Here is a 25,708-nt window from a genome sequence, read left to right as displayed (position 1 = left end):
TCGCTCTACAGATTAACTATCTTGTTAATCTTATATTAAGACATAACCCAGTAAGCTGTCGGGAAAGGTCAAAGCGTTGCATCGCTAATTCGGTTAGCGAATGAGGCCGACCGCCAGCAATAAGTACTGTGTTTCAGGACGTCTGAACCAGCTAAGAGGATTTATGCGAAGAGAGATTAGACAATTAACCTTAACGATCGCAGAGCCATTGCTTGCTATGAGTTCTATTGTCAGTACAGTCCTCTCAACCTTCGCTCGTACCTTTTCGAAGCACTCGCGACTGATGTTTTGTAAGACCAACAAGCGCTCGATGCGGCCAAACGCTTTAGCAAGCGATCAAATAGGCTCTTTACTGTCTTCCCCAGAAAGCATGGTAAAAGGGAAAGGTCGAGTTTCCACTGCCATCACGGCTAACCTCTCGGCGAAAAGTATATTACTTGTGATCAGCTTGCTCAGTGGTTTAGCTCTGGCCAGCGAACAGTCTAACAATCCTAGTGAAGCACAAGAAGTAGGCTCATCTAGCACAAGCTCTAACACAGCCTCTAGCACATCCGAGCAGATGACCGACGCTACAAGGGAAAAGTCCCTAAAGTCTGAGGATACCCCTAACAGCAGCCAAACACCGATTCATGCCTTGATGGATATTTTGCCCTACCACGCAGAATATCAAATACTCGACGGCAACGACAAAATGGGTACTGCAACTCGAATACTTAAAAAAGAAAGCCAAGGTCTTTGGCAACTCTCTCAATCAACCACCATTAAAAAGTGGTACTACAAATACTTTTTTGAAGAAACCTCTCGCTTTGAACTTGAACACGATCAACTTGTTTCTCAATCCTATCATTCAGTCACGCAACGCTCTTTCAAAGACGATCGATTGATCGAATCGAAGTTTAATTGGGCGAACAATCAAGAGTCGGGGCAATACAATAATCATACGTGGCAAATTCCCCTGAACCAGAAAGTGTTCGATCACTTGAACTATCAATTAGGTTTACGATTGCTCGCAGAAAGTAATCGTCGTAAAGAATCTCTGCGAGTGAGCTACAAAGGCGAACGGACCGACTATGTGTTTATTAATGAGGGAAAAGAAACCATTTCGACACCACTGGGTGACATGCAAACCGTGGTTTGGACACAGCAGCCAGAGTACAAACATGGCAAGTCAGTCATTTTATGGTTAGCGCCCGACCTGGGCTATTTACCCATTAAAATGGCGCAGTACCGAAATGGTAAGCCAGAAGGAACCATTTTATTGAGCAGTTTAAAGTGGCTGTAAGATCTTTGGACTAAAAAAGAGTTACCGAGGTTTATTCGCTCAGTAACTCATTATTGAATCCCTTGTCTCTCGATAGAAATTTTTACCCAAGAACAACGAACTTGATGCAGCCTGATTAAGGGTGTTGTTTTAAATAATCTAAACCGCCTCTCAGCGCTGCGACTTGGGCATCAATGCAGTTTTGGTCATCAACTTTTGGGCTGTCTGGATACACTTCAGTGGTGGTCGTGTAACGACTGTTGGTAAAGCCTCCACACAAGCCTAAACTGCCTTTGTTGTATTCAATTACCCCTTCACTCAAAATCGGCGCACCGATTAAGCGTCCGCTTTCGTCTGCTGGCGCAATGTGCGTCACCTTGGCGACTGAGGCAATGATCGCTTGTTGAAAGGCTAACTCTTGTCGAGCCGTATCGGTCACCGTATAAAAGCCATCAGGAATTTGCCAGTCTTCATACGCCTCACCATCCCGCGCAGCTTTTGCGGGTCGAAATTCTGAGTTATCGGTATCGGTGGTTTCGTGTAAATCAAAATGAGCTAATAACTCAACGCCAAGTGATCTTACAAAGGCAATCACCTGCTTCGACTCTTCCGTCTCTCCCTCGCCGTTAAAGGAGCGATTGGGATCGTCTGCGTTTGGATTCCAGCGATTGATCGTTTCATACCCCCACGGGCTAATACAAGGAGCAATGATAAAGTTAAAATCGTTTTCATAACTCGCAGCAGTGTCTCGAGCGAATGCGAGAGCGCCTTGTACCCCACTGGTTTCATATCCGTGTACGCCGCCCGTCACTAAGATACTTGGCTTATCGTCTTGCCATTGTTTCGTCACTAATCCCCATAAAGGGTAACGAGCCTCGTTATAAGGTAGGGCTCCATATTGAGTCGCCGTAAAACGATCTTTAAACTCCGATAAAGGCGTTAAAACTTCTTCTTCGTAAGAACGCTTGATCGACTGTTTAGCAAGCCAAGCTTCTCTTTCAGCCTGTCCCCAAGGTTTACCAATTTTAATTTCGTAATGACTCATACTTTAAAACCTACTTATTCGTTTGAGCGTCTTTTAACTCGCTCATTCTATGTTAATTTTTTTACGCAAAAAAAAGCCAGCCAGATTATCTGGCTGGCTCTGCAACCTAGCGCTTAGTGCCGCCAGTGATGCATTTCTTGTTTAGTTTCTAGTGCTTTTGTGGTCGCTTCTGGCATACCACTTAAGTTCAACCGCTCGAAGAATAATGGCTCGCGCTTACGTTCATCGTGACCCACTTCATTCAACGTTGTCGCATCGAACAAACGGCCATTAATCATGGTGTAAGCGACAAACTCAGACCGACGAATATCCGCTAATGGATCACCATCAATGATCGCCAAGTCAGCAAGCTTACCGGTTTCAATAGAGCCGATGTCTTGATCCATACCTAAGTATTTCGCACCATCAAACGTCGCACCGCGGAGGGCTTCCCAAGCACTAAAGCCGCCTTGATTCATCATCCAAATTTCCCAATGCGCAGCCAAGCCTTCTCGCTGACCATGAGCACCAATCACTACGCGAACACCTTTGTCTCGAAGTTCTTTCGCGAAAGAAGCTACTTTAAAGTGATTATAATGACTGTCTGGTGCATGCGTTCGACGAATCGATGCCGGTTCAACTAAATACTTGGGTGTCCAACGCATTAAACGTTCATTTTCCCAAACGTTGGTGCGATCGTACCAATAGGTTTCACCACTTAAACCGCCATAGGCCACCACAAAGGTTGGCGAATAACCGCTCTCGGTTTGCGACCACATTTGCTTCACGTCATCGTATGCTTTTTCAATCGGCAGCGCATGTTCAATACCCGTATGACCATCGATAACCTGAGTCATATTGGCATAAAACTTTGCACCACCTTCTGGTACTACCATAATGCCCAACTCACGACCTGCAGCAATCACTTGTTGACGTTGATCACGGCGAGGTTGATTGTAGCTTTTCACTGATATCGCACCGATATCTTTCAAGCGCTGCACATGAAATTTCGCGTCGTCATAACTATCGATGTTGGCGCGATATCCCGGCGCTTTTGCTCCGTATAAAATGGTTCCTGTTGAGTAAATGCGAGGCCCTATGACTTTGCCAGCACGTTGCATTTCTGACGCTGCGAAAATTTCAGAGCTGTCATTTGACGGATCATGAATGGTAGTGACACCAAATCCTAAGCTCGACAAGTTACCCCAGTTTTGCTGTGGGATAATTTCATTACTGCCTTGGCTACCATGCGCGTGCACATCAATGATTCCAGGGATAATAGTTTTACCCGTCACATCGACAACTTTGGTGCCTTTCGGAATCGAAACAGAGTCTTTGCTGCCCACGGCTTCGATGCGGTTACCATTAACCAATACCACACCATTTTCAATCACTTCTTGAGTGTTGTCGGCGTCTTTCATGGTCACGATTTTCGCACCAACGAGCGCCATGCGACCTTCAGGAATATCGGCTTTCACTTTAAAGCTTAAGTCGATACCTTCAGCAACCGGCTCTGGCATTTCTTCTGGTGCACCAGGCAGATAGTCATAAGCGTCTTTTAGGTCACGGCCATACAATGTCGCACCGTGGGCCCAGCTCAAGCGCTTACTGTCTTTTGACCAATGTAAAAATTCACCGCTGCGTTTCGATACTTTTTTGACTTTCACCGTTTGCGCCGATGAACCTAAGGTTTCTTCTTTGCCGGTAAAGGTAAATGGCGCAACATAAGCGTTAAATTGCTCCATGAATGCTACCCAGTTACCATCGGGAGACACTCGATATTCAACGATGTCGTTGCTCGAGAAATGATCGCGTACTTCTTTGCCGTCTAATCCGACCGAATGTAATTTCGCACCTTTACCCCAACCAAAAGTGGTGAAGTAAATGCGATCAGATTTGGCACCGAAATGCGGTTTATAGCCTGACTCGTGAACACGTTTCATACCATCACCGTCGGCATCAGCAATATAAATACCGGGTTCCATAGAATATTCAGGAGAGGTTAAATATCCTCCCGTGAAACGACGAAAGACAACTTTCTTGCCGTCTGGAGAAAAGTCTGGCTCAACGTAATGACCAGGCTCTGTTGTGATCACATCACCGTTGCCACCTCGCGAACGAACAACTCGAACACTGCCTAACTTTTGATCATCCCACGTGGTGTAAGCAATGTAACGACCGTCGCGTGAGTAAGTTGGATAGAACTCGAAGTGTTCATCTTGACGTGTAAGACGTTTACGTTTTCCAGAGTCAACGTCTCGAATGTATATTTTACCCATGGCTTCATAAGCGATTTGCTCTCCGTTTGGAGACATTTGCGCCCAACGAATCATTTTTGCATCAAATTCTTTTGGAGCAACATCGACATTAAACCGAAGCGCGTCAGTGATTTTCTTAGTCACTTTCACTTGCAATGGTAAAGTCGCTACTTTGCCATTGCCGACATTGATGCGATGGATTTTTCCTTTTGCCCAAAACACAATCGACTTATTATCTGGCGTCCAATCAAACTGAGTAAAGTTTCCTTGGCTACCATTGGTTTCTTGAAGGTCACGATCGAGTTCATCATAAATGGGCTTTTCTAAACCGGTTTTTAAATCTTTTACAAACAACACGGTTTTCGTATTCACTCGTCTAACAAACGCTAAATGTCGTCCATCTGACGATGGCGTTGGCGCGATGGCTCCACCAGGACCACCGGCTACTTGAATATCTTCACCCGTTTCAGTGTCGTAACGGCGAATAGCAAAAATTTGCGTGGTTGGGTTTTTGTTGTATTGCCAAACCGTGCCGGGGGTGACATCTTTTGAATAATAGATATAGCGACCATCTGGTGTGAACGCAGGCTCGGCAATCGTCTTTTGCGCCTGCTCTCCACCAATCCGCTTACGTAATTGATAGCCGTTACCACCCGCTTTGTGGAACAACCAAATCTCACCCGCCGCGATGCTACGAGCAGAGACATAGCCTTTTTTAACGGCAATGTATTGACCATCTGGTGACCAGTTAGGCGTATGGACCAGATTACGCTTTTCGGTACTGATGGCTTTTGGATTCGACCCATCGGCGTCCATAATCCATAAATTATCAGCGCCAGACTCGTCTGAAATATAAGCAATTTGTTGACCGTCTGGACTAAAACGCGGTTGAATGTTCCAGCTAAGGCCAGAAGTCAGAGGGCGAGCTTCTCCGCCGTCAATCGGCATTGCATAAATATCACCCAGCATATCGAAAATAACGGTCTTACCATCTGGGCTAACATCAACGTTAGACCAAGTGACTTCTTGAGTATCGATATTGATGAATTTCTCGTCACCTGGAGGATTATTAACATCCCATTTATCGGACTTTTCTTCATTTGCAACAACCTCTTCAGCGGCCTTATCGGCAGCTTTAGGAGCGGCGGCCTCTTCGGCCCAAGTCGGCACACTAATAAGCGTGGCCGATAAGGCTGCGGCGACGCAGCGAGTGGTAAACTTCATTTAACTCTCCCACAGATACACTATAAATTTTATTAGGCATCGCAGATTACCCAATCCCATGTAGAGGGTAAAGCGTAGAAATGTTTCAAAAGGTTGTTTCTAGCGTCGATTTAGCCTCGCAAACTCGCCAATCACGGTATTTTGCAGTATGCTCGGACCAGTTAAATGGCTCATTAATTGACGGTTAGAGCCCCGACTTTCATCCACTCGAAAAAAGAACCTTTGCCAATGCGTCTATTTCATAACCGTGAGCAACTTTGGGCTCAGCAACGCCAAAGAGCTCAAAAATTTTGCCGAGTTTATTCGCACGAACCAAACAAGCAAAACTTGAATCAACTTAAGGGGTTGTTCAAGCATTGTGGTGAAAAAGTATTCATTGATCCGGGGTTTCATTGCGATTACGGAAGTTTTATCAGTGTGGGCGATCGCAGCTATTTTAATATCGATGTGGTTTGTTTAGATGGCGGAGACTTGACCATCGGCGATGATTGTTTAATTGGCCCGAGGGTTCAACTAATAACCGTTGGCCATGCACTAAATGCCGAACAACGACTCAGCAAAGAGAATCTCGTCGCCGATGTCACGATAGGGAACAACGTTTGGATTGGAGCAGGCGCCATTATTCTCCCGGGGGTTACCATCGGCGACCATGCGATTATTGGTGCTGGGAGCGTGGTTACCCGAGATGTCGCCTCTAACAGTCGAGTCGCAGGTAACCCGGCGCGATCCATTTCTTAACGGTTTTGTTGCGCATTTTATCGAACGTTTTAAAGTGGATTTTGTCGGTTCTATCTATTACTAAACCTATCTATTACTAAACCTATCTATTACTAAACCTATCTCTTACTTGACCTCAGCATTAGTAGGTTCGACAAGGTCTGAGTCATTTTCAGTACCTTCAATATCGGCTTTGTGAGCTTGTTTTTGCTTAAACATATGGCTGTCAGCCAACGACAAGAGGGTTTCTAAATTGGTGGATTGGTCGGGGCAAACGGCGTATCCAATGGCTGCGCCCACAAGATGATCTTGCTGTTTTATAATGAGCGGTTCTTTTAAACACTCTTTTATTCGGCTGACTAGCTCTTCTATTCCTGCCTGATTTTGACAACTTAATGCGAGAATGACGAACTCGTCTCCGCCCACTCGTGAAACGACATCGGTATCTCGCACGACACTTTTAATACGTCGCGCAATTTTGACCAATGAGTGATCGCCTGCGTCATGGCCAAAATTATCGTTGATCATTTTAAAATCATTAAGGTCAATAAAAATTACCGTCAGTTTCTCTTTGCGTCTGATTACCAGTAATTTGAGTGTGTCGAATAAATCAAACAAGCGTCGCCGATTAATTAACCCCGTTAAACTATCGTGATAGGCCAGTTTTAACGCGAGTGCTTCGGCATCGATAAGCCGTTGACGAAAATGCACAAACTGAAATCGTAATAGAAATATCACTAAAACCATATTTAAAATACCGGCGATTAAAAATCCATAGGGCGCAAACGCTATGTTTTGTCGCAAGAATGGATAATCTAGATAATGCACCGCAGACAGCCAAGTGATGAGCGACAACAGAATGTATTCTTTATTCTTGTGTCTCTTCTTATAAAATATCCAACCAACGACAGACACACAATAAGCCATATAAATCGATGGAATGATCGAGGCGGCGAAAAACCACTCAAATATAAAGAAGAAAATTGAGTACCATAATGTGATAACGCTAGCCGCAATAATATAATTTCGCTGACGTTTTTGAATATCGAAGAATTGAAAGGTTCCGAATAATAAAACGGTACCGTAGCCGAGTAATGAGACCACATGAAAATATTCTGCTGTACGCACTTGTGCTCTATCTTCAACCGACAATAAAACCAAATAGCCTACAACTTGTAACGCGAAAGCGATTCCCCAACACCAGCAGCCGCTTTTCGTTTTAGGAATCTGACTGAGGTACAAAAGGATAAATGCTGCGATACCAATGCTGGTGATGTTAAATATTAGAAATATATTCAACCTAAACCCCGACGCTAGCCTTCTAGCTTAAAAAACAATCCAATCTAACTATAGTTGAGATTCAATAAAGCGCTAGTCAACCACCTACCAAATAACCATACACTCTTCATGTCTGACCTATTCCTTAAAGACAGCCGACAAGATTGCTTATGAAATAGGCGATTTTGCAAACATGTCCGTTCCCTCTCAGTAAAAGTCCGGTATGTGATAGTCAATTTTACAGGTTGAATCTACATTATTTGCGGTGAGGTTTTGCGTCAAAAAGCTTAATTGACGAACTCAAGAGGCCTCTCTTTTTCTTATTTAAATTGATTAAATGTTTTTATTGTTAAAGGAAGATTATGAAACTTGGAGTTATGTTAAGTCTGGCACTATCGATGACGGCAACACAAGCGGCTGATATTGTACACTTTGATCGCAGCGGCAATGCAAAAGAAATTGCTTTCGACACGGATCAGTACCCGAGCTATTTTCGATCGGCTTACGGTAATAAAGAGTATGGGATCGCGGTGACCGACGGTTACAAAATTTGGAATATGTTTAATTTTGGTTCTCCGAATTGGGTAGAATTGGATCAAAACTTAGAGCGTGCGTTGCCACAGTACTACGGACAACTATTGGTTACTGGCCACCGTGTGCGTCGCCCTATTGCAACCGATGGCTGCAATATTGCTCATTGGCGAAAACTCAGTGGAACCAGTTATTTTCAATGGTTGCAACACACCGCCTGTATTAGCAATCCATTCCGTGATATCACTTCAATTACTGGAGACCGCGACGATGGCGTCGCTGTCTTGGCGAAAGAAGGCGTCACCAGTACAGCAAAAATCTATCGCGAGACTGTCTACGCTAATGGGGAGCATAAAGAGTGGAAAGTCGTCACCGAACAAGGTTTAAGCAACGATTTAGAGCAAATCACCGGCAATAATCGCTCGGGTTTGATTGGCTTTTCGGGACGTAATTCGTACTACTTACGAAACTATTCAGGTAGTTGGAAACGTTTACCGCTGCATTCACGTCGAATCGCAAGTATCACCGGGAACAACAGCACCGGCCCCACTATTTTAGATTGTGCCGGCGAGATCTACTCGTTGACCAGTTATTCAAATCCGCAGTGGGTCAAGCGTGGCCGCGTTGACGTACCTTCGGGTTATTGCAACAGCCTTGAACGTACTCGCTTTTTGGCCGGAAAGTTTCGTGAAGGTTCAATCGTCATTGGGTCGGGTGTTGGTGTTTATACTGGCAACGATGATGGCGGCGATACGGGTGGTGGTGACGACGATACCAATCAAGTACCGCACGCTCCTAGCGTTCAAATCGGCCCCGCTGGCTGCAGCAATGGTCAACCAACATCAATCATTGGTTGGTCAAGCAATGTGGAGACCAGCTCATCGGATCTTGATCGTAAGTTGCCTTACAATACCTTATGGCAAAGTGTTTACGACGGTGCAAATCAGTATTTCGTATTCAGCGGAGAAAATGGTATTGATGAAAAAATTCGTGTGAGAGTTCGCAATAACATTGGTTGGAGCGGATTTACCCAAGTCACCATACCGGCTCGCGATTGTAACGGCGGCGGTCTGCCTCCGATTGATCAGTTTTAATCGCTCGATAACATCATATTGATAAGTTAAATGATGCCGGAAGCCCAACAAACCTTTTTAACTTTTAGCTAAAAAGATCCCTGTTGGGTTACGCTTTGCTAACCCAACCTACAACGACGCATGGTTCAATTGAACAACAACCAAGAAACACCTCTACCGCAGGTTGGATTGACACAGAAAACCTAACAACTCTTTTCTACAGTAACTTGTTAAGCAATGTTGGGTTACGCTTTGCTAACCTACAACGGCTAACTCGTAGTCTTAAAGCTTTTCTCGATTGATTAATAAGGTAATTGTTAGAGAGCACAATATAACCGTCGATATTGCTAAGATAATTCAATTTAATGATAATGCGTCCTTTAAAAGAGTTGTCCCAATTTGATTTCGACTTTAACTCAAACAACAACTTAGGGGTTTTAACTATACTACGTTTAATTTTGGTGTTCATGTTCTTTACAATACCGCTAACGTCGTTTGGTGGTGACGTCAACGGTAAGATTGTGAGGTTGTCTGTTCGTAGCGATGTCGTGTACGTAAGAACCGACCCTACTCCCGCAGAAAAATCTGAGTGTGCCACCAACCCAGGCTGGGATTATGCTTTCAGCATTGCAAATGAGACAGGAAAAGCAACACTCAGTATGGCACTCGCAGCTTATACATCGAAAGCTCCAGTGACGATAAAATCCAGCAATCAATGCACTCACTACTCTACTATGGAAGATATCAGCTACTTGATCCTTGACCCTCATTAGTCGCTAGGACTCGATTACCAGATTCACTCTTGTTGGGTTACGCTTTGCTAACCCAACCTACAATAACGCATGGTTCAATTGAACAACAACCACGAAGCACATCTACCGTAGGTTGGGTTGACGCAGGAAACCCAACAACTCATATTTACAGTAACTTCTTAAGAAATGTTGGGTTACGCTTTGCTAACCCAACCTACAACGGCACATGGTTCAATTGAACAACAACCACGAAACACCTCTACCGTAGGTTGGTTGACGTAGGAAACCCAACAAAAATATAAAACTATATGTTCATATCCAGCTTCTTGAAAAAGGTTAGCGACTTTTTATGAATAACGGTATCGGTGTTATCACTAACATACCAAGTCAGTGTATAACTTCCACCAGGAAACCAATGTGGAATCTTAAACTTTTTACCCTCAAAAGCTCTGATTTCTCCGTAATTTAATGCAAACCCGGCTGGTAATTTATCAGGATAAGGTGAACCGTCTGGCATGGTTACAACGCTCCACATACGAAACACCTTTCGCTCGTATTCATCGAAATAGTTACCCAAACTAAAGTCATAGATCACGTCTCCTCCCTCTGCCGGGTAGAACATCGTATTTGAGCGATTGACTAACGACATCAACAAATCGCTCGGCGTTCCTTCGATCTCAAACTTCAACGAACTAATACTCAATACATCTCCAGATAAACGAAGATCAATTGAAGCAAAACCGTCTTCTAGGTTTTGGCGGGTCATTCCTAAACAGACTTGAGGATCTGAAATGGAAGGCTTACTTATTTCTAATGTGCCAGTATCAGGATCAATAATCTGATAGCCGATGGTCACTACAAATGCCGTCAATAATTCGGCTTCTATGGGGGCAAACTCACTCTTCTCTTTAATCGCAAGACTCCCGGGCGATGGAAAATTGGATAAATTTTCATCGTTGGTTTCAATGGTTAAGCATGCTTTGGTGATTTCACTGTAGGGTTGATCAAGTTGAATATTGAAAGTGTAGTCAGTTGAACCATAAAGGTCGAAGCTGGTCTCTCCGTTTAGCTCTAACAATTTTGTTTCTGCCAATGCAGTGCTTGCGGAAAAAATGCTCAATAAAGAAGCAGCGAAAACACTACTCTTCAATTTACCTTTTTTAAAATCACTCTTCTTAAAATTGCCTTTTTTAAAACCAGTGTGCTTCATATTATTTTCCTCTTAAATGTATATCCATTAAAAATGCATCGAGCGACGTAATTTTCCCATAGGTGCTCAGCTTTAAAAAAGAATATTAGAGGGAAATATTTACACTGCTTACTGCTTGAGAATTGTTACAGAAATATAACTTGCTGATGAATTCTCGTAGGTTGGGTTGACACAGGAAACTCAATGTCATTTTTTTGTTACGGTCTAATACCAACATTGTTGGGTTACGCTTTGCTAATCCAACCTACAATTGCCCTCATAATTTGGTTGAACGGCTGCGTAAATTCTGGGCTTCGTAGGTTGGGTTGACGCAGGAAACACAACTTCATTTTTTGTTTCGGTCTGATACCAACATTGTTGGGTTACGCTTTGCTAATCCAACCTACAATTGCCTTCATAATTTGGTTGAACGGCTGCGTAAAATCTAGGCTTTCGTAGGTTGGGTTGACGCAGGAAACCCAACATCATTTTTTGTTTCGGTCTGATACCAACATTGTTGGGTTACGCTTTGCTAATCCAACCTACAATTGCCCTCATAATTTGGTTGAACGGCTGCGTAAATTCTGGGCTTCGTAGGTTGGGTTGACGCAGGAAACACAACATCATTTTTTGTTTCGGTCTGATACCAACATTGTTGGGTTACGCTTTGCTAACCCAACCTACAATTGCCCTCATAATTTGGTTGAACGGCTGCGTAAATTCTAGGCTTTCGTAGGTTGGGTTGACGCAGGAAACCCAACATCATTTTTTGTTTCGGTCTAATACCAACATTGTTGGGTTACGCTTTGCTAACCCAACCTACAATTGCCCTCATAATTTGGTTGAACGGATGCGTAAATTCTAGGCTTTCGTAGGTTGGGTTGACGCAGGAAACCCAACGTGATTTTTGTTGCGGTCAAATAACCTCAAATACAGCAAATATAGGACACCCATCTATCATACCGTTCCTATCTTCTATCTCCTTTCGAGCTCACCCCCAACCTATCATTGCGATTTTATTTATTAGACGAAGAAAAGTGATGCTCTAAAAAAGTAATTCTTGACTGGAAGCTATGGGTGTCCCCTTCTATTTTTTCTCGGGAGACCTCAAATACATCTCGAATCTATACTTACCTACTTAAATTGCATGCTATGTTCAAACGTCAAATTGGCTTATAATATGCTCAATCACAAAAACCCTCTCTCGCAACTAGGCTCTCACTTTGAAAACTCCAGCACCTGATCAATTTGAATCACTTAACCTACCGCCAGAACAGCTTAAAAATCTAAGCGATTTGGGTTATCAAACTATGACCGACATTCAAAGATTGGCCTTACCTAGCATCTTGGAGGGTAAAGACGTCATTGGTCAGAGTAAAACAGGATCAGGTAAAACCGCGGCTTTTGGTCTGGGCGTATTAAATAGCATCAACCCTAGATTTCATGGTGTGCAAACGTTAATTTTATGCCCCACTCGCGAATTAGCCGACCAAGTTGCCAACGACTTACGAACCTTGGCGCGAGTCATTCCCAATGTAAAAATACTGACTTTGTGTGGTGGCACACCGCTGGCGCCGCAACGTGCATCATTGGAGTACGGTGCGCATATCGTAGTGGGAACACCTGGTCGAATTGAAGATCATCTCTCAAGAAATAATCTCGACTTAAGCCAAGCTAAAACGTTCGTGCTCGATGAAGCCGATCGAATGCTTGACATGGGCTTTCAACCGGCAATAGAAGCCATTATTAACCATCTTCCCAAAAGTAGACAAACATTATTATTCAGCGCCACGTTTCCCGATTCTATTGAATCCATGACTCGTCGAATCATGAGTAATCCTTTAACGGTTAAAGTCGAATCTTCTCATGCACAAACATCCATTGAGCAACTTTTCTATAAAGTAGACGATCGGATGGGTGCGTTACGTGATTTATTATTACACTTTCGACCTACATCCAGCGTTATTTTTTGCAGAACTAAAAAAGAAACTCAAGAAATTTGTGACGAATTGAATCGATTCGGATTTAGTTGCATTGCTTTGCATGGCGATTTGGACCAGAAAAATCGCGAGAAAGCGCTGGTTCAGTTTAGCAATAAAAGTGTTTCGATTATGGTGGCTACCGATGTCGCAGCAAGAGGTCTCGACATCGATGCTCTAGATGCTGTTATCAACTACCAGCTCGCTCATGATCCCGAAGTACATGTTCATCGCGTTGGTCGAACAGGCCGAGCAAGTAGCAAAGGTATAGCTATGAGCCTATTCACCGATAAAGAGCAATACAAAGTCGAACGTCTCTATGACGCACTGTCATTAAAGTCGCAAGAAAAAGCGTTGCCTACCCCTAAATCACAAACGGTCTTTAAACCGGAATTTTCAACCGTGCAAATCGATGGTGGTAAAAAGCAAAAACTAAGAGCCGGAGATATTTTAGGAGCTTTAACTCGTAGCGATCACATTAGTGGAAGCGATATAGGTAAAATCAATATCTTTGATTTTACAAGCTTTGTTGGAGTAAAACGAAAGGTCGTTAACCAGGCATTAGAAATAATCAATCAAGGTAAAATGAAAGGTCGAACATTTAAAGCGAAGGTTGTGCATAGTAAGTAACGTTAAAGTGGTACAGCTAGACCTCACACAACTATTTTAATTCATAGGAAGAAAAAGAGAACCGCTATGATTAAACGATTCTCGATTAAGAGCAGTGGGTATCCTAGTTAATCCATCCTTTGACTTAATTAACTATTGAATGAGACTGTAAATAACTCTGTGTAACTGTCTATTATTAACCTATTGAATAGGAGATGATAGACCTATGGACAAGAAAGAGGTTGAAGCCTGGGCTCGTAAAGCAGCCAAAGGCATAAAGACTGAAGAAGAGTTAAATGACTTTCGTCAGATGCTGACGAAGGTCACTGTCGAAACCGCTTTGAATGCAGAGCTTGATGAGCATCTGGGCTATGAAAGACACGCTCAGTCAGATTCTGATAATTATCGGAACGGCTATACACCGAAAACGCTTCTTACCGAAGATGGCCCACTCTCAATTGAAACGCCACGAGACCGGCAAGGCACATTCGAACCCCAGTTAGTCAAGAAGCAGCAAACTCGCTTCACTACGATGGACGAGAAAATCCTGAGCCTTTACGCCAAAGGGATGACGACTCGAGAAATCGTAGCCACGTTCAAAGACATGTATGATGCCGACGTCTCGCCCACATTGATTTCAAAAGTCACCAATGCAGTTATTGAGCAAGTCATTGAATGGCAGTCACGCCCACTAGATTCAATTTACCCCATCGTTTATCTGGACTGTATCGTGCTAAAAATTCGGCAAGATAAACAAGTCATCAACAAGTGCGTTTACTTGGCGCTAGGCGTCACTATGGAAGGCCAAAAAGAGCTTTTAGGCTTGTGGTTATCAGAAAACGAGGGGGCTAAATTCTGGCTCAACGTTTTAACTGAGCTTCAAAATCGAGTGTAAACCTCCCCTAAAATAGTGGCATCTACATTTGGAGTTCTTCAGGGTAAACTAAACCCATAGGGAGAACTAGAAATGAAAAAATCACGCTACTCAGAAAGTCAGATCGTTAAGATCTTGAAGGAAGTCGAAAATGGCCGTTTGGTTAAAGAGGTGTGTAGGGAGTACGGGATAGCCGATGCGACCTATTACAACTGGAAATCAAAATATGGCGGAATGGAAGCTTCAGATGTTAAGCGGTTGAAGGAGCTAGAGGAAGAGAACCGTCGATTAAAGGCCATGTTTGCCGATCTCAGCCTTGAGCATAAGATCCTAAAGGACATCGTAGAAAAAAAGCTATAAAGCCAGCGATAAGGCGAGAACTTGTTGACTATGCGAGAACTCAGCATGGCGCAAGTTTGAGAATGGCCTGTCGCGCAGTTGGCATCAGTGATTCTACATATCGTTACAAGCCGGACCCGCATCGTGATGATGATGTCATCACGAAGCTACAAGAGGCAGCAGAGCGTTATCCTGCTTACGGTTTTAGTAAGTTATTTAAAATACTACGACGCTGGGGTCACCGATGGAATCACAAGCGTATCTATCGAGTTTATTGCATGCTGAACTTAAACAAACGGCGCAGAGGCAAAAGACGGCTGCCAACGCGAAGCCCAGAGCCACTTGCTATCCCTAGCTCAGCCAATCACTGTTGGTCGATGGACTTTATGAGTGACAGTTTATTCTGTGGTCGCCGCTTTCGAACGTTTAATTTGGTCGATGACTTTAATCGCGAGGCGCTCGCTATAGAAATAGATTTAAGCTTGCCAGCACCTCGTGTTATTCGCGTTCTGGAGCGAGTGATAGCATGGCGAGGTCAGCCAAGAAAGTTGCGAATGGATAATGGGCCAGAGTTTATTTCAACCGCACTAGCCGATTGGGCAGAAGAGCAGCAGATACAGCTGGAGTTTATAAAACCTGGGACGCCAACACAGAATTCATATGTAGAAAGATTTAATCGAACTTATCGAGATGAAATTTTAAATATGTATGTATTTAAAACACTCCAAGAGGTTCGGAAGATTACTGAGGATTGGATACGAGAGTACAACGAAGAAAGGCCGCACGACTCCCTGAATGATTTAACACCATGGGAGCATCTAGCCAGATTCAACAAGCCTGAAAACTCTAATTTAGAGTGCCACTAAAACAGGGAGGTTTACACGAGGAGTTAAAGATATTCTCATTGCTTGTGTTGACGGTTTAAAAGGGTTTCCTGACGCTATCAACTCGGCTTATCCCGAAACGCAAGTACAGCTTTGTATAGTGCACATGATTCGAAACTCCGTTCGCTATGTTCCCTGGAAAGACTACAAGGCCGTGACAGCGGATTTAAAGCGCATTTATCAGTCAGCCACTGAAGAAGATGCGCTGCTTGCGTTAGAGCAATTCTCTGAGCGTTGGGACGATAAGTATCCGCAAATCAGTCGCTCCTGGAAAACTCATTGGCACAATCTAAATACGTTATTTAATTATCCGCCTGAAATACGCAAAGCCATTTATACGACCAATGCCATTGAGTCGCTCAACAGTGTGATTCGAAAGTCGATTAAGAAGCGAAAGCTCTTTCCATCAGATGACTCCGCCAAAAAAGTGGTTTATCTAGCGATTATGGACGCTTCGAAAAAATGGACTATGCCTATTAGAAATTGGAAAGCGGCCTTAAATCATTTTATGATTGTATTTGATGGCCGCTTAGATGACTATGTTTGAACTGGCAGTTACACAGAATAATTTACAGGGTCTATTGAATGGAATATTTTCATCACTCGCTATTTTTTTGAGCACTGAAAGAGTACTTTCAAGCTCTGGATGATTTGCTTCTAGTGTTACTCTAATATTTCCATCAACTTTCAAGCTAGATTGCGTGTCCTGCTCAAGCTCAATGACCAAGCAATTATCATCTAAAGTAAATGATGATACCCCACCATACTTCGCCCTAGATTGGTCTTCTACTTTAATATAAAGCTTATCCATACCAAGCTTTACATCTTGGTCATCATATTCATGAGCTTTTTGGATAATGACAAATTTCGAAGGTTCAAATTCGTCATCTGCAAAGCCTAGCATCACCATATAATTATCATCTTGGTTAAAGATATGACTAGCATTTAATTCATATGACATTTTATCTACAACCCCATTTACAGGACACCCATCTATCATACCGCTTTTTATTGCCTTCTTAGTTAAACTCTAACACATTCAAGCTATATTATTTAACCTATAGAAAAAGAGAACCGTTCAGTTAAAACGATTCTCTATTGAGAGAGATGGGTGTCCACGTTAATCGTTTTCGATACATCGCTCAACTTCATTCCTAATATTTCTACTGGGAGAGTCGATAGCTCTTGAGAGAGAACACTCTTACTATAAATAGCCCATAACAACACGATACTTATTAAAGTCAATTTTTTCATTTTAATGCCTCCTCCCAGTCGTTTCAAAGCACTTGATTTATACACCTACTGACAGAATAGTAATCCGCATGTTCATCAGAGATGCCTACCTCCAAATTATTCAGTTTACTCACCAGGATGTCGCAATTTTCATTAGTAATTTTCGTTAGGACACCCATCTATCTAATCGGTGATTAGATAGAGATAAGCGATGGATCTCATCTGCTGAACAGTGAAAGGTATTTTTTACTTTTTCTCGTTCTTTAATAAATTGGTTTTTGACCTTTACCCCAAATAACAGACACAGGTTTTAAGCTGCCGACTCTTCAAATATCATCGGGGCTTTATAGTCCAGATGAGAGTGACGACGCTTTCGATTATAAAATCCTTCGATATATCTAAACAAGCTCATTCTTGCTTCTCGTAGATTGAAGTAATTTTCGAAGTTCACATGTTCGGTTTTTAATGTGCCAAAGAAGCTTTCAGCAACGGCATTGTCCCAGCAGTTTCCTTTTCGGCTCATACTGATAGTGACGCCAACCAATAACGATTCGAGTTCTTCAGAAACATACTGGCATCCTCGGTCTGAATGAAAAAGCTTCGGTAAGCAACCTCGACGCGCTTGAGCCATTTTAACCGCATCACAGACAAGCTCCGCTTTCATGTGTTCTGCGAGCTGCCAACCGATAACCGCTCGTGAATATAAGTCGATGATAACAGCCAGATAAATCCAACCCGTGCTCGTCGGAATATAAGTAATATCACTCACCCAAACTTGGTTGGCTTCTTCAACTTTAAACTCTCGGTTAAGCAAATTATTAGCCACTGGCTTACCATGACTCGAGTCGGTTGTGACAACGAACGCTTTAAACTGCTTAGGGTAGATATTATTCTCCCGTTTCAGGCGAGCCACTCGCTTATGATTAACGGGTTCTCCTGATTCCTTCAGCTCCTTCGTAAGCCTTGGGACACCATAGGTCTGTTCGTTATCGTTAAAACACTCTACAAGCTTGCCGAGCAGGCGTTCATCTTCGATTTGTCGTGCACTCGGAGGCCTACTTCGCCAATCGTAATAACCCGAATAAGAGACGCCCAGAGCTCGACACTGTAAATAAACATTAAACTCTGGGTGTTCTTCAATAAACTGATATTTTACGCTTGGTGCTTCGCAAAGTAGGCAGCTGCCTTTTTTAATATTTCTTTTTCCTGCCTGAGTTCTGCCACCTCTTTTCTGAGTTGTTTTAATTCCTGCTCTGGCGTAAGCTCGACTTCTGACGCTAACAATTCACTCCGATACTTGGTGACCCAGCTATAGAGTGAGTTTGGATTAACGCCTAGTTCTTGTGCTATGGAAGCCGTGCTGCGATCACTTGATATCGCTAACTGAACCGCATCAAGCTTGAATTGTTTAGAATACTTTTTATTTGACATTTGGATACCTCATTTCTGATATTGTAACTAAGAAATCTGTATCCGTTAAATTGGGTAAGCCTCATTTTAGCAGTAACAAATAAGTACTCAATATACTTTCGATTCTTATCCTTAAACACCACTTTCTCGGAATCACTTACACTTAAAAACGTATAATTCTCACTTTCCAAGCCTAGGAGTAAAGTCACTCCATTGACTGAAAACTCATCAATTTTTTTAACACCCTCCAACATCTGCTCACAAATCTTACAGCTTTTACCCACTGAAACAACACCTTCTCCAAAGGGGTAATAGTCATCATTCTCACAGTAGAACTTAGAATCAGCATAAACATTAGGAATAAAGAAAACAAAATCTAGACCATCTGATAGAGCTCTAAAGTTTGGATTATGCCTATCTAATATCGGCAACATTCCATAGGACACTACAAACATTCGTTGATGCTTAATGGCCATTTCAACTTCCTTTATTTGCACTACCTCAGAAGTACAGCCTAAAGCGCTATCAGAACCGAAAAAGGCTAGAAATAAAGCAAGTATCTCCGACCAATTCTTATATTTCACTATATAACCTCAACAAATCAATCATGTGTTGCAATGATAGAACTACCTTCGATCATGGTACTTCAATGGAAGAGCCATCTATCATATCGTTTTTATTGCATTCTTAATTATAAATTAACATATCCTAACTATTTAATAATTAGAAAAGAAAGAAGTTCTAATAATAACGCTATCATTTCAAATAGTTTTAAGCGGTCGACATCTTGCTTTATTTGCTAACTAACTTATTGCTTAGATCTTATTTTAAGAAATTTTATGACTTCATCTGGAAATCTATCTTCAAAAGAGCATTGACCAGTAAACTTAATTTTATAATTTACATCTTTTCTTAAAGCAACCATAGTAGTCTCTATTAAATCAGCAATATCGATAAGATATTCTTTGTTTTGTGATTTTACCTGCTCTAGCCAAAGGTTGAATTTTTCTTTAGCCCCTTCTGTAACGACCTTAATTCCTGAAGGCTTTGTTTCGCGGTAATACGTTGGAGTAAACAGCTCTCGATTAACTTTAGATTTAAGCTTAAGAACTTCGACTATAAGAAAGCCATCAATATCTTTGTTGTTGGTAAACCTTTCCTCCAGAACATCTAAACTTTCAATTCTACCTAAAAGCAACGAGGATCCGATCCAACAGAATGCCTCTTCGGGTCTCGAATCTAAGAGTAACCTACCATACTCAGTCATTGCTTCTGCATCACCACGATAGGCCAGCAATTGTAGCCATCTGTCATCAATACTACTCAAAGCCTTTTGTGAATCAAACCGACCTAGTTCTGCATTAATAGTTTCAAGTTTTATTAGTTCTTCTACTGGCTTATTACACTTTTCATAAAAGACTATCAAAGCATCGACTACTGAATAATTCTCTAACTCTATTTGAGCTTCTAGCCGCTCAATAACATTTAATGTTTTTGAGTTACACACATCTGCATTCAATTGAATACAAAACATAGAAAATATCAATAAAAATAATACTTTATAACTTTGCATAAACAATCATCCCTGTCCTTACTATCGGCCACTAAGTTATCATTTAAATTAATTCACTTACCACAACGACTAATTTTCGCATAGTTATTAGCACCGTATCTACAATGTCTGCGACAATAACGACAACCTTCATTAAGACGCCCATTGCTCTTTCCAATTTTTTTGACCTTTACCCCAAATAACAGACACAGGTTTTAAGCTGCCGACTCTTCAAATATCATCGGGGCTTTATAGTCCAGATGAGAGTGACGACGCTTTCGATTATAAAATCCTTCGATATATCTAAACAAGCTCATTCTTGCTTCTCGTAGATTGAAGTAATTTTCGAAGTTCACATGTTCGGTTTTTAATGTGCCAAAGAAGCTTTCAGCAACGGCATTGTCCCAGCAGTTTCCTTTTCGGCTCATACTGATAGTGACGCCAACCAATAACGATTCGAGTTCTTCAGAAACATACTGGCATCCTCGGTCTGAATGAAAAAGCTTCGGTAAGCAACCTCGACGCGCTTGAGCCATTTTAACCGCATCACAGACAAGCTCCGCTTTCATGTGTTCTGCGAGCTGCCAACCGATAACCGCTCGTGAATATAAGTCGATGATAACAGCCAGATAAATCCAACCCGTGCTCGTCGGAATATAAGTAATATCACTCACCCAAACTTGGTTGGCTTCTTCAACTTTAAACTCTCGGTTAAGCAAATTATTAGCCACTGGCTTACCATGACTCGAGTCGGTTGTGACAACGAACGCTTTAAACTGCTTAGGGTAGATATTATTCTCCCGTTTCAGGCGAGCCACTCGCTTATGATTAACGGGTTCTCCTGATTCCTTCAGCTCCTTCGTAAGCCTTGGGACACCATAGGTCTGTTCGTTATCGTTAAAACACTCTACAAGCTTGCCGAGCAGGCGTTCATCTTCGATTTGTCGTGCACTCGGAGGCCTACTTCGCCAATCGTAATAACCCGAATAAGAGACGCCCAGAGCTCGACACTGTAAATAAACATTAAACTCTGGGTGTTCTTCAATAAACTGATATTTTACGCTTGGTGCTTCGCAAAGTAGGCAGCTGCCTTTTTTAATATTTCTTTTTCCTGCCTGAGTTCTGCCACCTCTTTTCTGAGTTGTTTTAATTCCTGCTCTGGCGTAAGCTCGACTTCTGACGCTAACAATTCACTCCGATACTTGGTGACCCAGCTATAGAGTGAGTTTGGATTAACGCCTAGTTCTTGTGCTATGGAAGCCGTGCTGCGATCACTTGATATCGCTAACTGAACCGCATCAAGCTTGAATTGTTTAGAATACTTTTTATTTGACATTTGGATACCTCATTTCTGATATTGTAACTAAGAAATCTGTATCCGTTAAATTGGGTAAGCCTCATTTTAATTTTGCTAGTCTTCCTTTAAATTCACAAAAATCCAATATGTCATCCATTGTTGTGCGTAAGGTGAATGCCATTCCATATTTTTAGGCACCTCATAAAACCTAAAAAGTGCTGAGTCAGTACCTGTAGTATTTATTAAATCGTTCCAAAAAACATTTGAAACCCAGTGCATCACTTTGCAGCTATCTGGCATCTCAACTCCACTTACACTAAAGTAAATATTTGTTACCTCTAAATAATCTTCATTACTTACATCCCAATACCCGAAATTTTTCAAACCTTCATAAAATCTTCGGCTCTCTTGTATTGACCAAGCTTTTCTTACAATTTTAGAGAATGAAGACTTGGAATCATTTGCTATAAACTCCCTAGTCGTAATCATAGACTTCTTGAAACCGCCTCCATTTTCTTTCCACTCCGAAAATATTTCGTTCCAAATTTTGTAACACATTTGTTGTTCGAGATAAACATTCTCTGGAGCATCTTTTAACGTTGCTGGAGTCTTCATCGTCTCCAAACCGCCTTTGCATGATAACAATACACTGAATAAAACCAAGTACATTAAACTTCGCATTTCACAAGTTCTCCTTGCAAACCTTTTTTGACATATTTCGCTTGTAACCGCCATTATTCAACCATTCTTTTATATATCCCTAGACATTTAAAAGCATTTAAAGGACATCCGCCTATCTTAGCGATGTCTATCGCCTTCCTAGTTGAGATCTAACCTATCCCCGCTATTTTATTAATTGATATGATTAAACGATTCTCGATTGAAATTGCCAGGCTTCATAGTTAATACGTAACCTCTTCTTCTATAAACCTACCTAATCTTCAGTAAAATTGATTTTATGCACATAAATATCACATCCTACTTTTCCTGGAATCTCTACATAAAGATCTTTATCTTTCATATTATTCCCTTCTAGAATAACAATAGACTTCCAACCTAAAGAGCCACCATTAAACTCTTCTCTTACTAATACGCTACTACTCCATTTACCATAAATAAATCGGAGTTTTTCTCCATTATTCTTGAATCCTGAAAGTCCACTTATCTTTTTCACTTTTTCCATTAAAGTAAGATTCTTTTGAAAAACCTCTAGTTTCGAATCCGTTGTCCATGCTGAAAATTCACCACTTTTACCTAGAGCAGTTAGATAGACATCTTCATTTTGATCTCTATTTATGAATTTCACTATATAAGCTTCTTTAAGGTAGAAGACATAACCAAAAGCAAGTAGCTGGTTGTATGAGTCGTTCTCAAAATCAATTACTTCTTTATTACAACCTAGCACCCCAACCTCTGACTTTATTCGCTCTAAATCATCATAAATCGAGCTTTCCTCTGCACCTATTTTGGGAAAAATGAACAGAAGACATAGGAAGAAAATAGTTCTCATAGTATTCCCTATTATTCAAAATAACGCATCATATAATTCAGCGCTGTATCGATACTCTATGCAATAGCTCAAGCAGACAATTTTTATTAGGACACCCACTGTTTTAACCAAAATCATCGCAAAATCATGATTGAATCGCAAGCAACATCTCATTAGGGTGAAAGGCCGACATTAACGATAAGGATATCGCTTATGACGCAACCTCGAAAAACACTCATTGATTTGAACCAAACCAGCTATTACCACTGTATTGCTCGATGCGTACGGCGCGCCTTCTTATGTGGCGAAGATGCCTTTTCAGGCAAGAACTACGAACATCGTAAAGATTGGGTAGTTGAGCGATTATCATTGCTGGCTGATACCTTTGCCATTGATGTGGCCAGCTATGCGATCATGTCGAATCACTATCATCTGGTTCTACGAGTTGATATTGAGAAAGCTGAGCAGTGGTCTGAAGCAAACGTCATCCGCCGTTGGAAGCGGCTGTACAAAATCCCGTTGATTGTGAACCGATACTTAAAAGGCAATGCCTCCCCGGCTCTCACCCAAATGGCTCAAGAGCTCATCACCAAGTGGCGACAACGGCTCACCGATATCTCTTGGTTTATGCGCTGTTTGAACGAGTATTTAGCGCGTAAAGCCAATTTAGAAGACCAATGCACGGGACGATTCTGGGAAGGACGCTTTAAGTCACAAGCCTTACTCGATGAAGCGGCCGTGGTGACCGCCATGGCTTATGTCGACTTAAATCCTATCAGAGCCAATCTAGCCAGTACACCTGAAGACTCGGATTACACCTCAGTAAAACAAAGAATTCGAAATGAAGATAAGGACTCGAGTTCGCGCAACGTAAAACTGATGAAGCTGACTCAATCAAGCAATAAGACCCACCGACATGGGTTTAACGTAACTGAAGCCGATTATTTAGAGCTGGTTGATTACAGCGGACGCGCTATTCGATGTGATAAACGTGGATACATTCCGAGTGACCTCCCACCGATACTCGAAAGACTCAACCTAGAACCCGATGGATTTCTTGAGTTAATGCAACGAGACGATAACATTGCGGGTCTCAGAGCCGTCGGCTCACCCTCTGCATTGACTCATTTGTTGGATAGTTTAGACCAACGCTTTATTAAAGGTGTTGGAATTAGCAATAGACTTTATTCGAGTTAAACCTGTAGCTTGAAAAAGGTCGCAAAACGAAGCAACTTAGTATTCTTATGTCTTACGATATCTTTATCTCTTTCCTACCTAAACTCTAACCTGTTCCTGCTATTTTATTTAACCGATAGAATATGAGAACCGCTCCGATAAAACGATTCTCTATTGAGAGAGATGGGTGTCCTAGTTAATCGCTGCAATTTTATTTAATAGAAGAAAAAGAACCGCTTTGATTAAACGATTCTCGATTAAAAGCGATGGGTGTCCTAGTTAATCCTTACTTTGAGAATACAGTTCTCTTGTCTGAGAGTGATGAGTGCCCGAGAATGATGGGTGTCCTCGATAATTCCTCAATACTGGGTTATCTAAAAGAGAAGTATCTTTTAGATAACCCTAGAAGAATTCGTATGAATGACATTAAAGTCGAGTTTGCAATACCAAGAGCAAAAAAATAGAATATGCTGAATATTCAGACTGTTCAATTTTACCAGCAAGCTGTTCGGAGCTTAGCGGTTGAACTGACCAATTTAAAACAGCAGACCTAGCAATTATCTCCGGTGCCCACAATTGTAGGCACTGTCCCAACCTGATCAGAGTGCGGGTATAAACTGGTCACTTCAACCGGTTTTCTATGATCAAGCTGCTGTAAAAATTGAACACCTACTTAGTTATTAATTGACCAAGTGGTCTCAACCTTTAAGCCTATAATCTAGTTTTATCAAATTGGCTTAAAAATAAACTTGTAATTCAACTCGTTCAATTGGGTACAGTATTTTAAGCACTAAAAACTTGTATAAATTTTAATCCTTTTAAATTTGCTTGATTATATCTGAATACAAATTCATCACTCAAATCTTTTCCATGGCTATAAGCAAAAATGTCAATTGAGTTTAAATTAGGAATCTTAAATAAAGATGATTCGCTTAAACGATTTGGCAAAAAGCAGTATTTCAATATATCTATCTTCACTCCATCAATGATATCCCATGATGTTTTTTCTTCATCCAAAGCTCCAACTACCTCTGTAATATTATGTAAAAAATAAGCTTTCCCATCGATAGTTACAGGAAGTAGCTCACCACTCATTTCCAAAATATCAATCAAGCTGTCCGCAGCGGCTTCGTCGAAAGCGATTGCACCTGGTGCAATGTAAATACAGTTTGGTATTTCAAGACGCTTATCTTGAAGAAAAAAATCTATATCTTTCCAGCTGCCCTTTTTACTGCTTCCATTAAAAACAAGTGTATTAGCTTCCCATATAGAATCATTCATTGGTAGGGCGATACTAAACTTTTCAACATCATTTTCAACTTTGTAAATAATCACTATCAGCTCTCTCAATAAGGCATTTTGCCAGACATAATATCACGCCGAATTCCCTGAAGCACTTGTCTAGCGGTTCCAGGTCGAGCACCTGCCAACCTTCGGTTTACTTCTCGATAGTATACATTCGTATGTATTCTTGAATGCGAAATTTGACCTTGGCCGGCAAACCGAGAAGCTCGAGGCATAAAAACTCCATTCAGCGAAGAATTTATATCAATTTTCAT

At 41.7% G+C, this 25,708-nt stretch carries 21 protein-coding genes and 3 pseudogenes; 9 read left to right on the top strand and 15 right to left on the bottom strand.

Annotated features, from left to right (window positions below; all coding sequences use genetic code 11):
• Positions 1–163 precede the first annotated feature (163 nt).
• The gene (locus tag Q9312_RS01085; RefSeq protein ID WP_309202674.1) at positions 164–1,282 is read left to right on the top strand and encodes a DUF3108 domain-containing protein; all 1,119 of its coding nucleotides are present in this window, start codon (positions 164–166) and stop codon (positions 1,280–1,282) included.
• Positions 1,283–1,397: 115 nt separating this feature from the next.
• On the opposite strand, the gene Q9312_RS01080 is transcribed toward Q9312_RS01085, so the two are convergent.
• Positions 1,398–2,306: a M14 family metallopeptidase gene (locus tag Q9312_RS01080; protein ID WP_309202673.1), complete on the bottom strand. Its 909-nt coding sequence runs from the start codon at positions 2,304–2,306 to the stop codon at positions 1,398–1,400.
• 113 nt (positions 2,307–2,419) lie between these two features.
• A complete protein-coding gene (locus Q9312_RS01075; protein WP_309202672.1) occupies positions 2,420–5,767 on the bottom strand; it encodes an amidohydrolase family protein in 3,348 nt (1,115 codons plus the stop codon).
• Positions 5,768–6,343: 576 nt separating this feature from the next.
• On the opposite strand from Q9312_RS01075, the pseudogene Q9312_RS19465 reads away from it, so the two are divergent.
• Positions 6,344–6,493, top strand: a pseudogene (locus tag Q9312_RS19465) (DapH/DapD/GlmU-related protein); the annotation flags it as partial.
• 117 nt (positions 6,494–6,610) lie between these two features.
• On the opposite strand, the gene Q9312_RS01065 reads toward Q9312_RS19465, so the two are convergent.
• On the bottom strand, positions 6,611–7,783 hold the full coding sequence (locus Q9312_RS01065) for a diguanylate cyclase domain-containing protein (protein ID WP_309202670.1): 1,173 nt from the start codon (positions 7,781–7,783) through the stop codon (positions 6,611–6,613).
• 341 nt (positions 7,784–8,124) lie between these two features.
• Here Q9312_RS01065 and Q9312_RS01060 point away from each other — a divergent pair, with 341 nt between their 5' ends.
• Together Q9312_RS01060 and Q9312_RS01055 are read left to right on the top strand one after the other, a co-directional pair.
• Positions 8,125–9,387 carry a hypothetical protein gene (locus Q9312_RS01060; RefSeq protein WP_309202669.1) on the top strand — a complete coding sequence of 421 codons (1,263 nt, stop codon included), beginning with the start codon at positions 8,125–8,127 and terminating at the stop codon, positions 9,385–9,387.
• Positions 9,388–9,833: 446 nt separating this feature from the next.
• The gene (locus Q9312_RS01055) at positions 9,834–10,139 is read left to right on the top strand and encodes a hypothetical protein (protein ID WP_309202668.1); all 306 of its coding nucleotides are present in this window, start codon (positions 9,834–9,836) and stop codon (positions 10,137–10,139) included.
• Positions 10,140–10,422: 283 nt separating this feature from the next.
• Here Q9312_RS01055 and Q9312_RS01050 read toward each other — a convergent pair whose 3' ends face one another.
• Positions 10,423–11,328 carry a hypothetical protein gene (locus tag Q9312_RS01050; RefSeq protein WP_309202667.1) on the bottom strand — a complete coding sequence of 302 codons (906 nt, stop codon included), beginning with the start codon at positions 11,326–11,328 and terminating at the stop codon, positions 10,423–10,425.
• A gap of 1,202 nt (positions 11,329–12,530) precedes the next feature.
• Between Q9312_RS01050 and dbpA the strand changes: the two genes are divergently transcribed.
• The 4 genes and pseudogenes from dbpA to Q9312_RS01030 form a co-directional block, all read left to right on the top strand.
• Positions 12,531–13,916, top strand: coding sequence for an ATP-dependent RNA helicase DbpA (gene dbpA, locus Q9312_RS01045; protein ID WP_309202666.1), 1,386 nt, complete (start codon positions 12,531–12,533; stop codon positions 13,914–13,916).
• A gap of 205 nt (positions 13,917–14,121) precedes the next feature.
• Positions 14,122–14,784, top strand: a pseudogene (locus Q9312_RS01040) (IS256 family transposase); the annotation flags it as partial.
• 78 nt (positions 14,785–14,862) lie between these two features.
• Positions 14,863–15,974 (top strand): IS3 family transposase gene (locus Q9312_RS01035; protein WP_309202665.1). Its coding sequence is split into 2 segments (ribosomal slippage): positions 14,863–15,115 and positions 15,115–15,974, totalling 1,113 coding nucleotides; the frame shifts between segments, so codons are not numbered across the junction.
• A 16-nt stretch (positions 15,975–15,990) separates the two neighbouring features.
• Positions 15,991–16,539, top strand: a pseudogene (locus Q9312_RS01030) (IS256 family transposase); the annotation flags it as partial.
• Here the strand turns inward: Q9312_RS01030 and Q9312_RS01025 are convergent.
• From Q9312_RS01025 to Q9312_RS00985, 9 genes are all read right to left on the bottom strand, one after another.
• On the bottom strand, positions 16,522–16,953 hold the full coding sequence (locus tag Q9312_RS01025) for an Imm10 family immunity protein (RefSeq protein ID WP_309202664.1): 432 nt from the start codon (positions 16,951–16,953) through the stop codon (positions 16,522–16,524). The pseudogene Q9312_RS01030 and the gene Q9312_RS01025 overlap by 18 nt on opposite strands.
• A gap of 582 nt (positions 16,954–17,535) precedes the next feature.
• Entirely contained in the window at positions 17,536–18,420 is an 885-nt protein-coding gene (locus Q9312_RS01020) for an IS3 family transposase (RefSeq protein WP_309204486.1), read from the bottom strand.
• Positions 18,378–18,656, bottom strand: coding sequence for a transposase (locus Q9312_RS01015; RefSeq protein ID WP_309202661.1), 279 nt, complete (start codon positions 18,654–18,656; stop codon positions 18,378–18,380). Before Q9312_RS01015 ends, Q9312_RS01020 begins: the two co-directional genes overlap by 43 nt.
• A complete protein-coding gene (locus tag Q9312_RS01010; RefSeq protein WP_309202663.1) occupies positions 18,605–19,219 on the bottom strand; it encodes a hypothetical protein in 615 nt (204 codons plus the stop codon). Before Q9312_RS01010 ends, Q9312_RS01015 begins: the two co-directional genes overlap by 52 nt.
• Positions 19,220–19,443: 224 nt before the next feature.
• Positions 19,444–20,208: a hypothetical protein gene (locus Q9312_RS01005; protein ID WP_309202662.1), complete on the bottom strand. Its 765-nt coding sequence runs from the start codon at positions 20,206–20,208 to the stop codon at positions 19,444–19,446.
• A 194-nt stretch (positions 20,209–20,402) separates the two neighbouring features.
• A complete protein-coding gene (locus tag Q9312_RS01000) occupies positions 20,403–21,287 on the bottom strand; it encodes an IS3 family transposase (RefSeq protein ID WP_309204486.1) in 885 nt (294 codons plus the stop codon).
• Positions 21,245–21,523: a transposase gene (locus Q9312_RS00995; RefSeq protein WP_309202661.1), complete on the bottom strand. Its 279-nt coding sequence runs from the start codon at positions 21,521–21,523 to the stop codon at positions 21,245–21,247. The genes Q9312_RS01000 and Q9312_RS00995 overlap by 43 nt, the downstream gene beginning before the upstream one ends.
• A 75-nt stretch (positions 21,524–21,598) precedes the next feature.
• Positions 21,599–22,099, bottom strand: a complete 501-nt coding sequence (locus Q9312_RS00990) for a hypothetical protein (RefSeq protein WP_309202660.1) — start codon at positions 22,097–22,099, stop codon at positions 21,599–21,601.
• Between the two features lie 319 nt (positions 22,100–22,418).
• Positions 22,419–22,994: a hypothetical protein gene (locus Q9312_RS00985; protein ID WP_309202659.1), complete on the bottom strand. Its 576-nt coding sequence runs from the start codon at positions 22,992–22,994 to the stop codon at positions 22,419–22,421.
• A 192-nt stretch (positions 22,995–23,186) separates the two neighbouring features.
• Here Q9312_RS00985 and Q9312_RS00980 point away from each other — a divergent pair, with 192 nt between their 5' ends.
• Entirely contained in the window at positions 23,187–24,170 is a 984-nt protein-coding gene (locus Q9312_RS00980) for a transcription factor IIS helical bundle-like domain-containing protein (RefSeq protein ID WP_309202658.1), read from the top strand.
• A 762-nt stretch (positions 24,171–24,932) separates the two neighbouring features.
• Here the strand turns inward: Q9312_RS00980 and Q9312_RS00975 are convergent.
• Both Q9312_RS00975 and Q9312_RS19415 read right to left on the bottom strand, forming a co-directional pair.
• Positions 24,933–25,484 carry a hypothetical protein gene (locus Q9312_RS00975; protein WP_309202657.1) on the bottom strand — a complete coding sequence of 184 codons (552 nt, stop codon included), beginning with the start codon at positions 25,482–25,484 and terminating at the stop codon, positions 24,933–24,935.
• A gap of 11 nt (positions 25,485–25,495) precedes the next feature.
• Positions 25,496–25,708, bottom strand: coding sequence for an AHH domain-containing protein (locus Q9312_RS19415; RefSeq protein WP_353961548.1), 213 nt, complete (start codon positions 25,706–25,708; stop codon positions 25,496–25,498).

This window comes from Pleionea litopenaei (assembly GCF_031198435.1).
GTDB lineage: Bacteria > Pseudomonadota > Gammaproteobacteria > Enterobacterales > Kangiellaceae > Pleionea > Pleionea litopenaei.
Note: the sequence above shows the minus strand (reverse complement) of the source record. Positions and strands in the feature narration are given on the sequence as shown.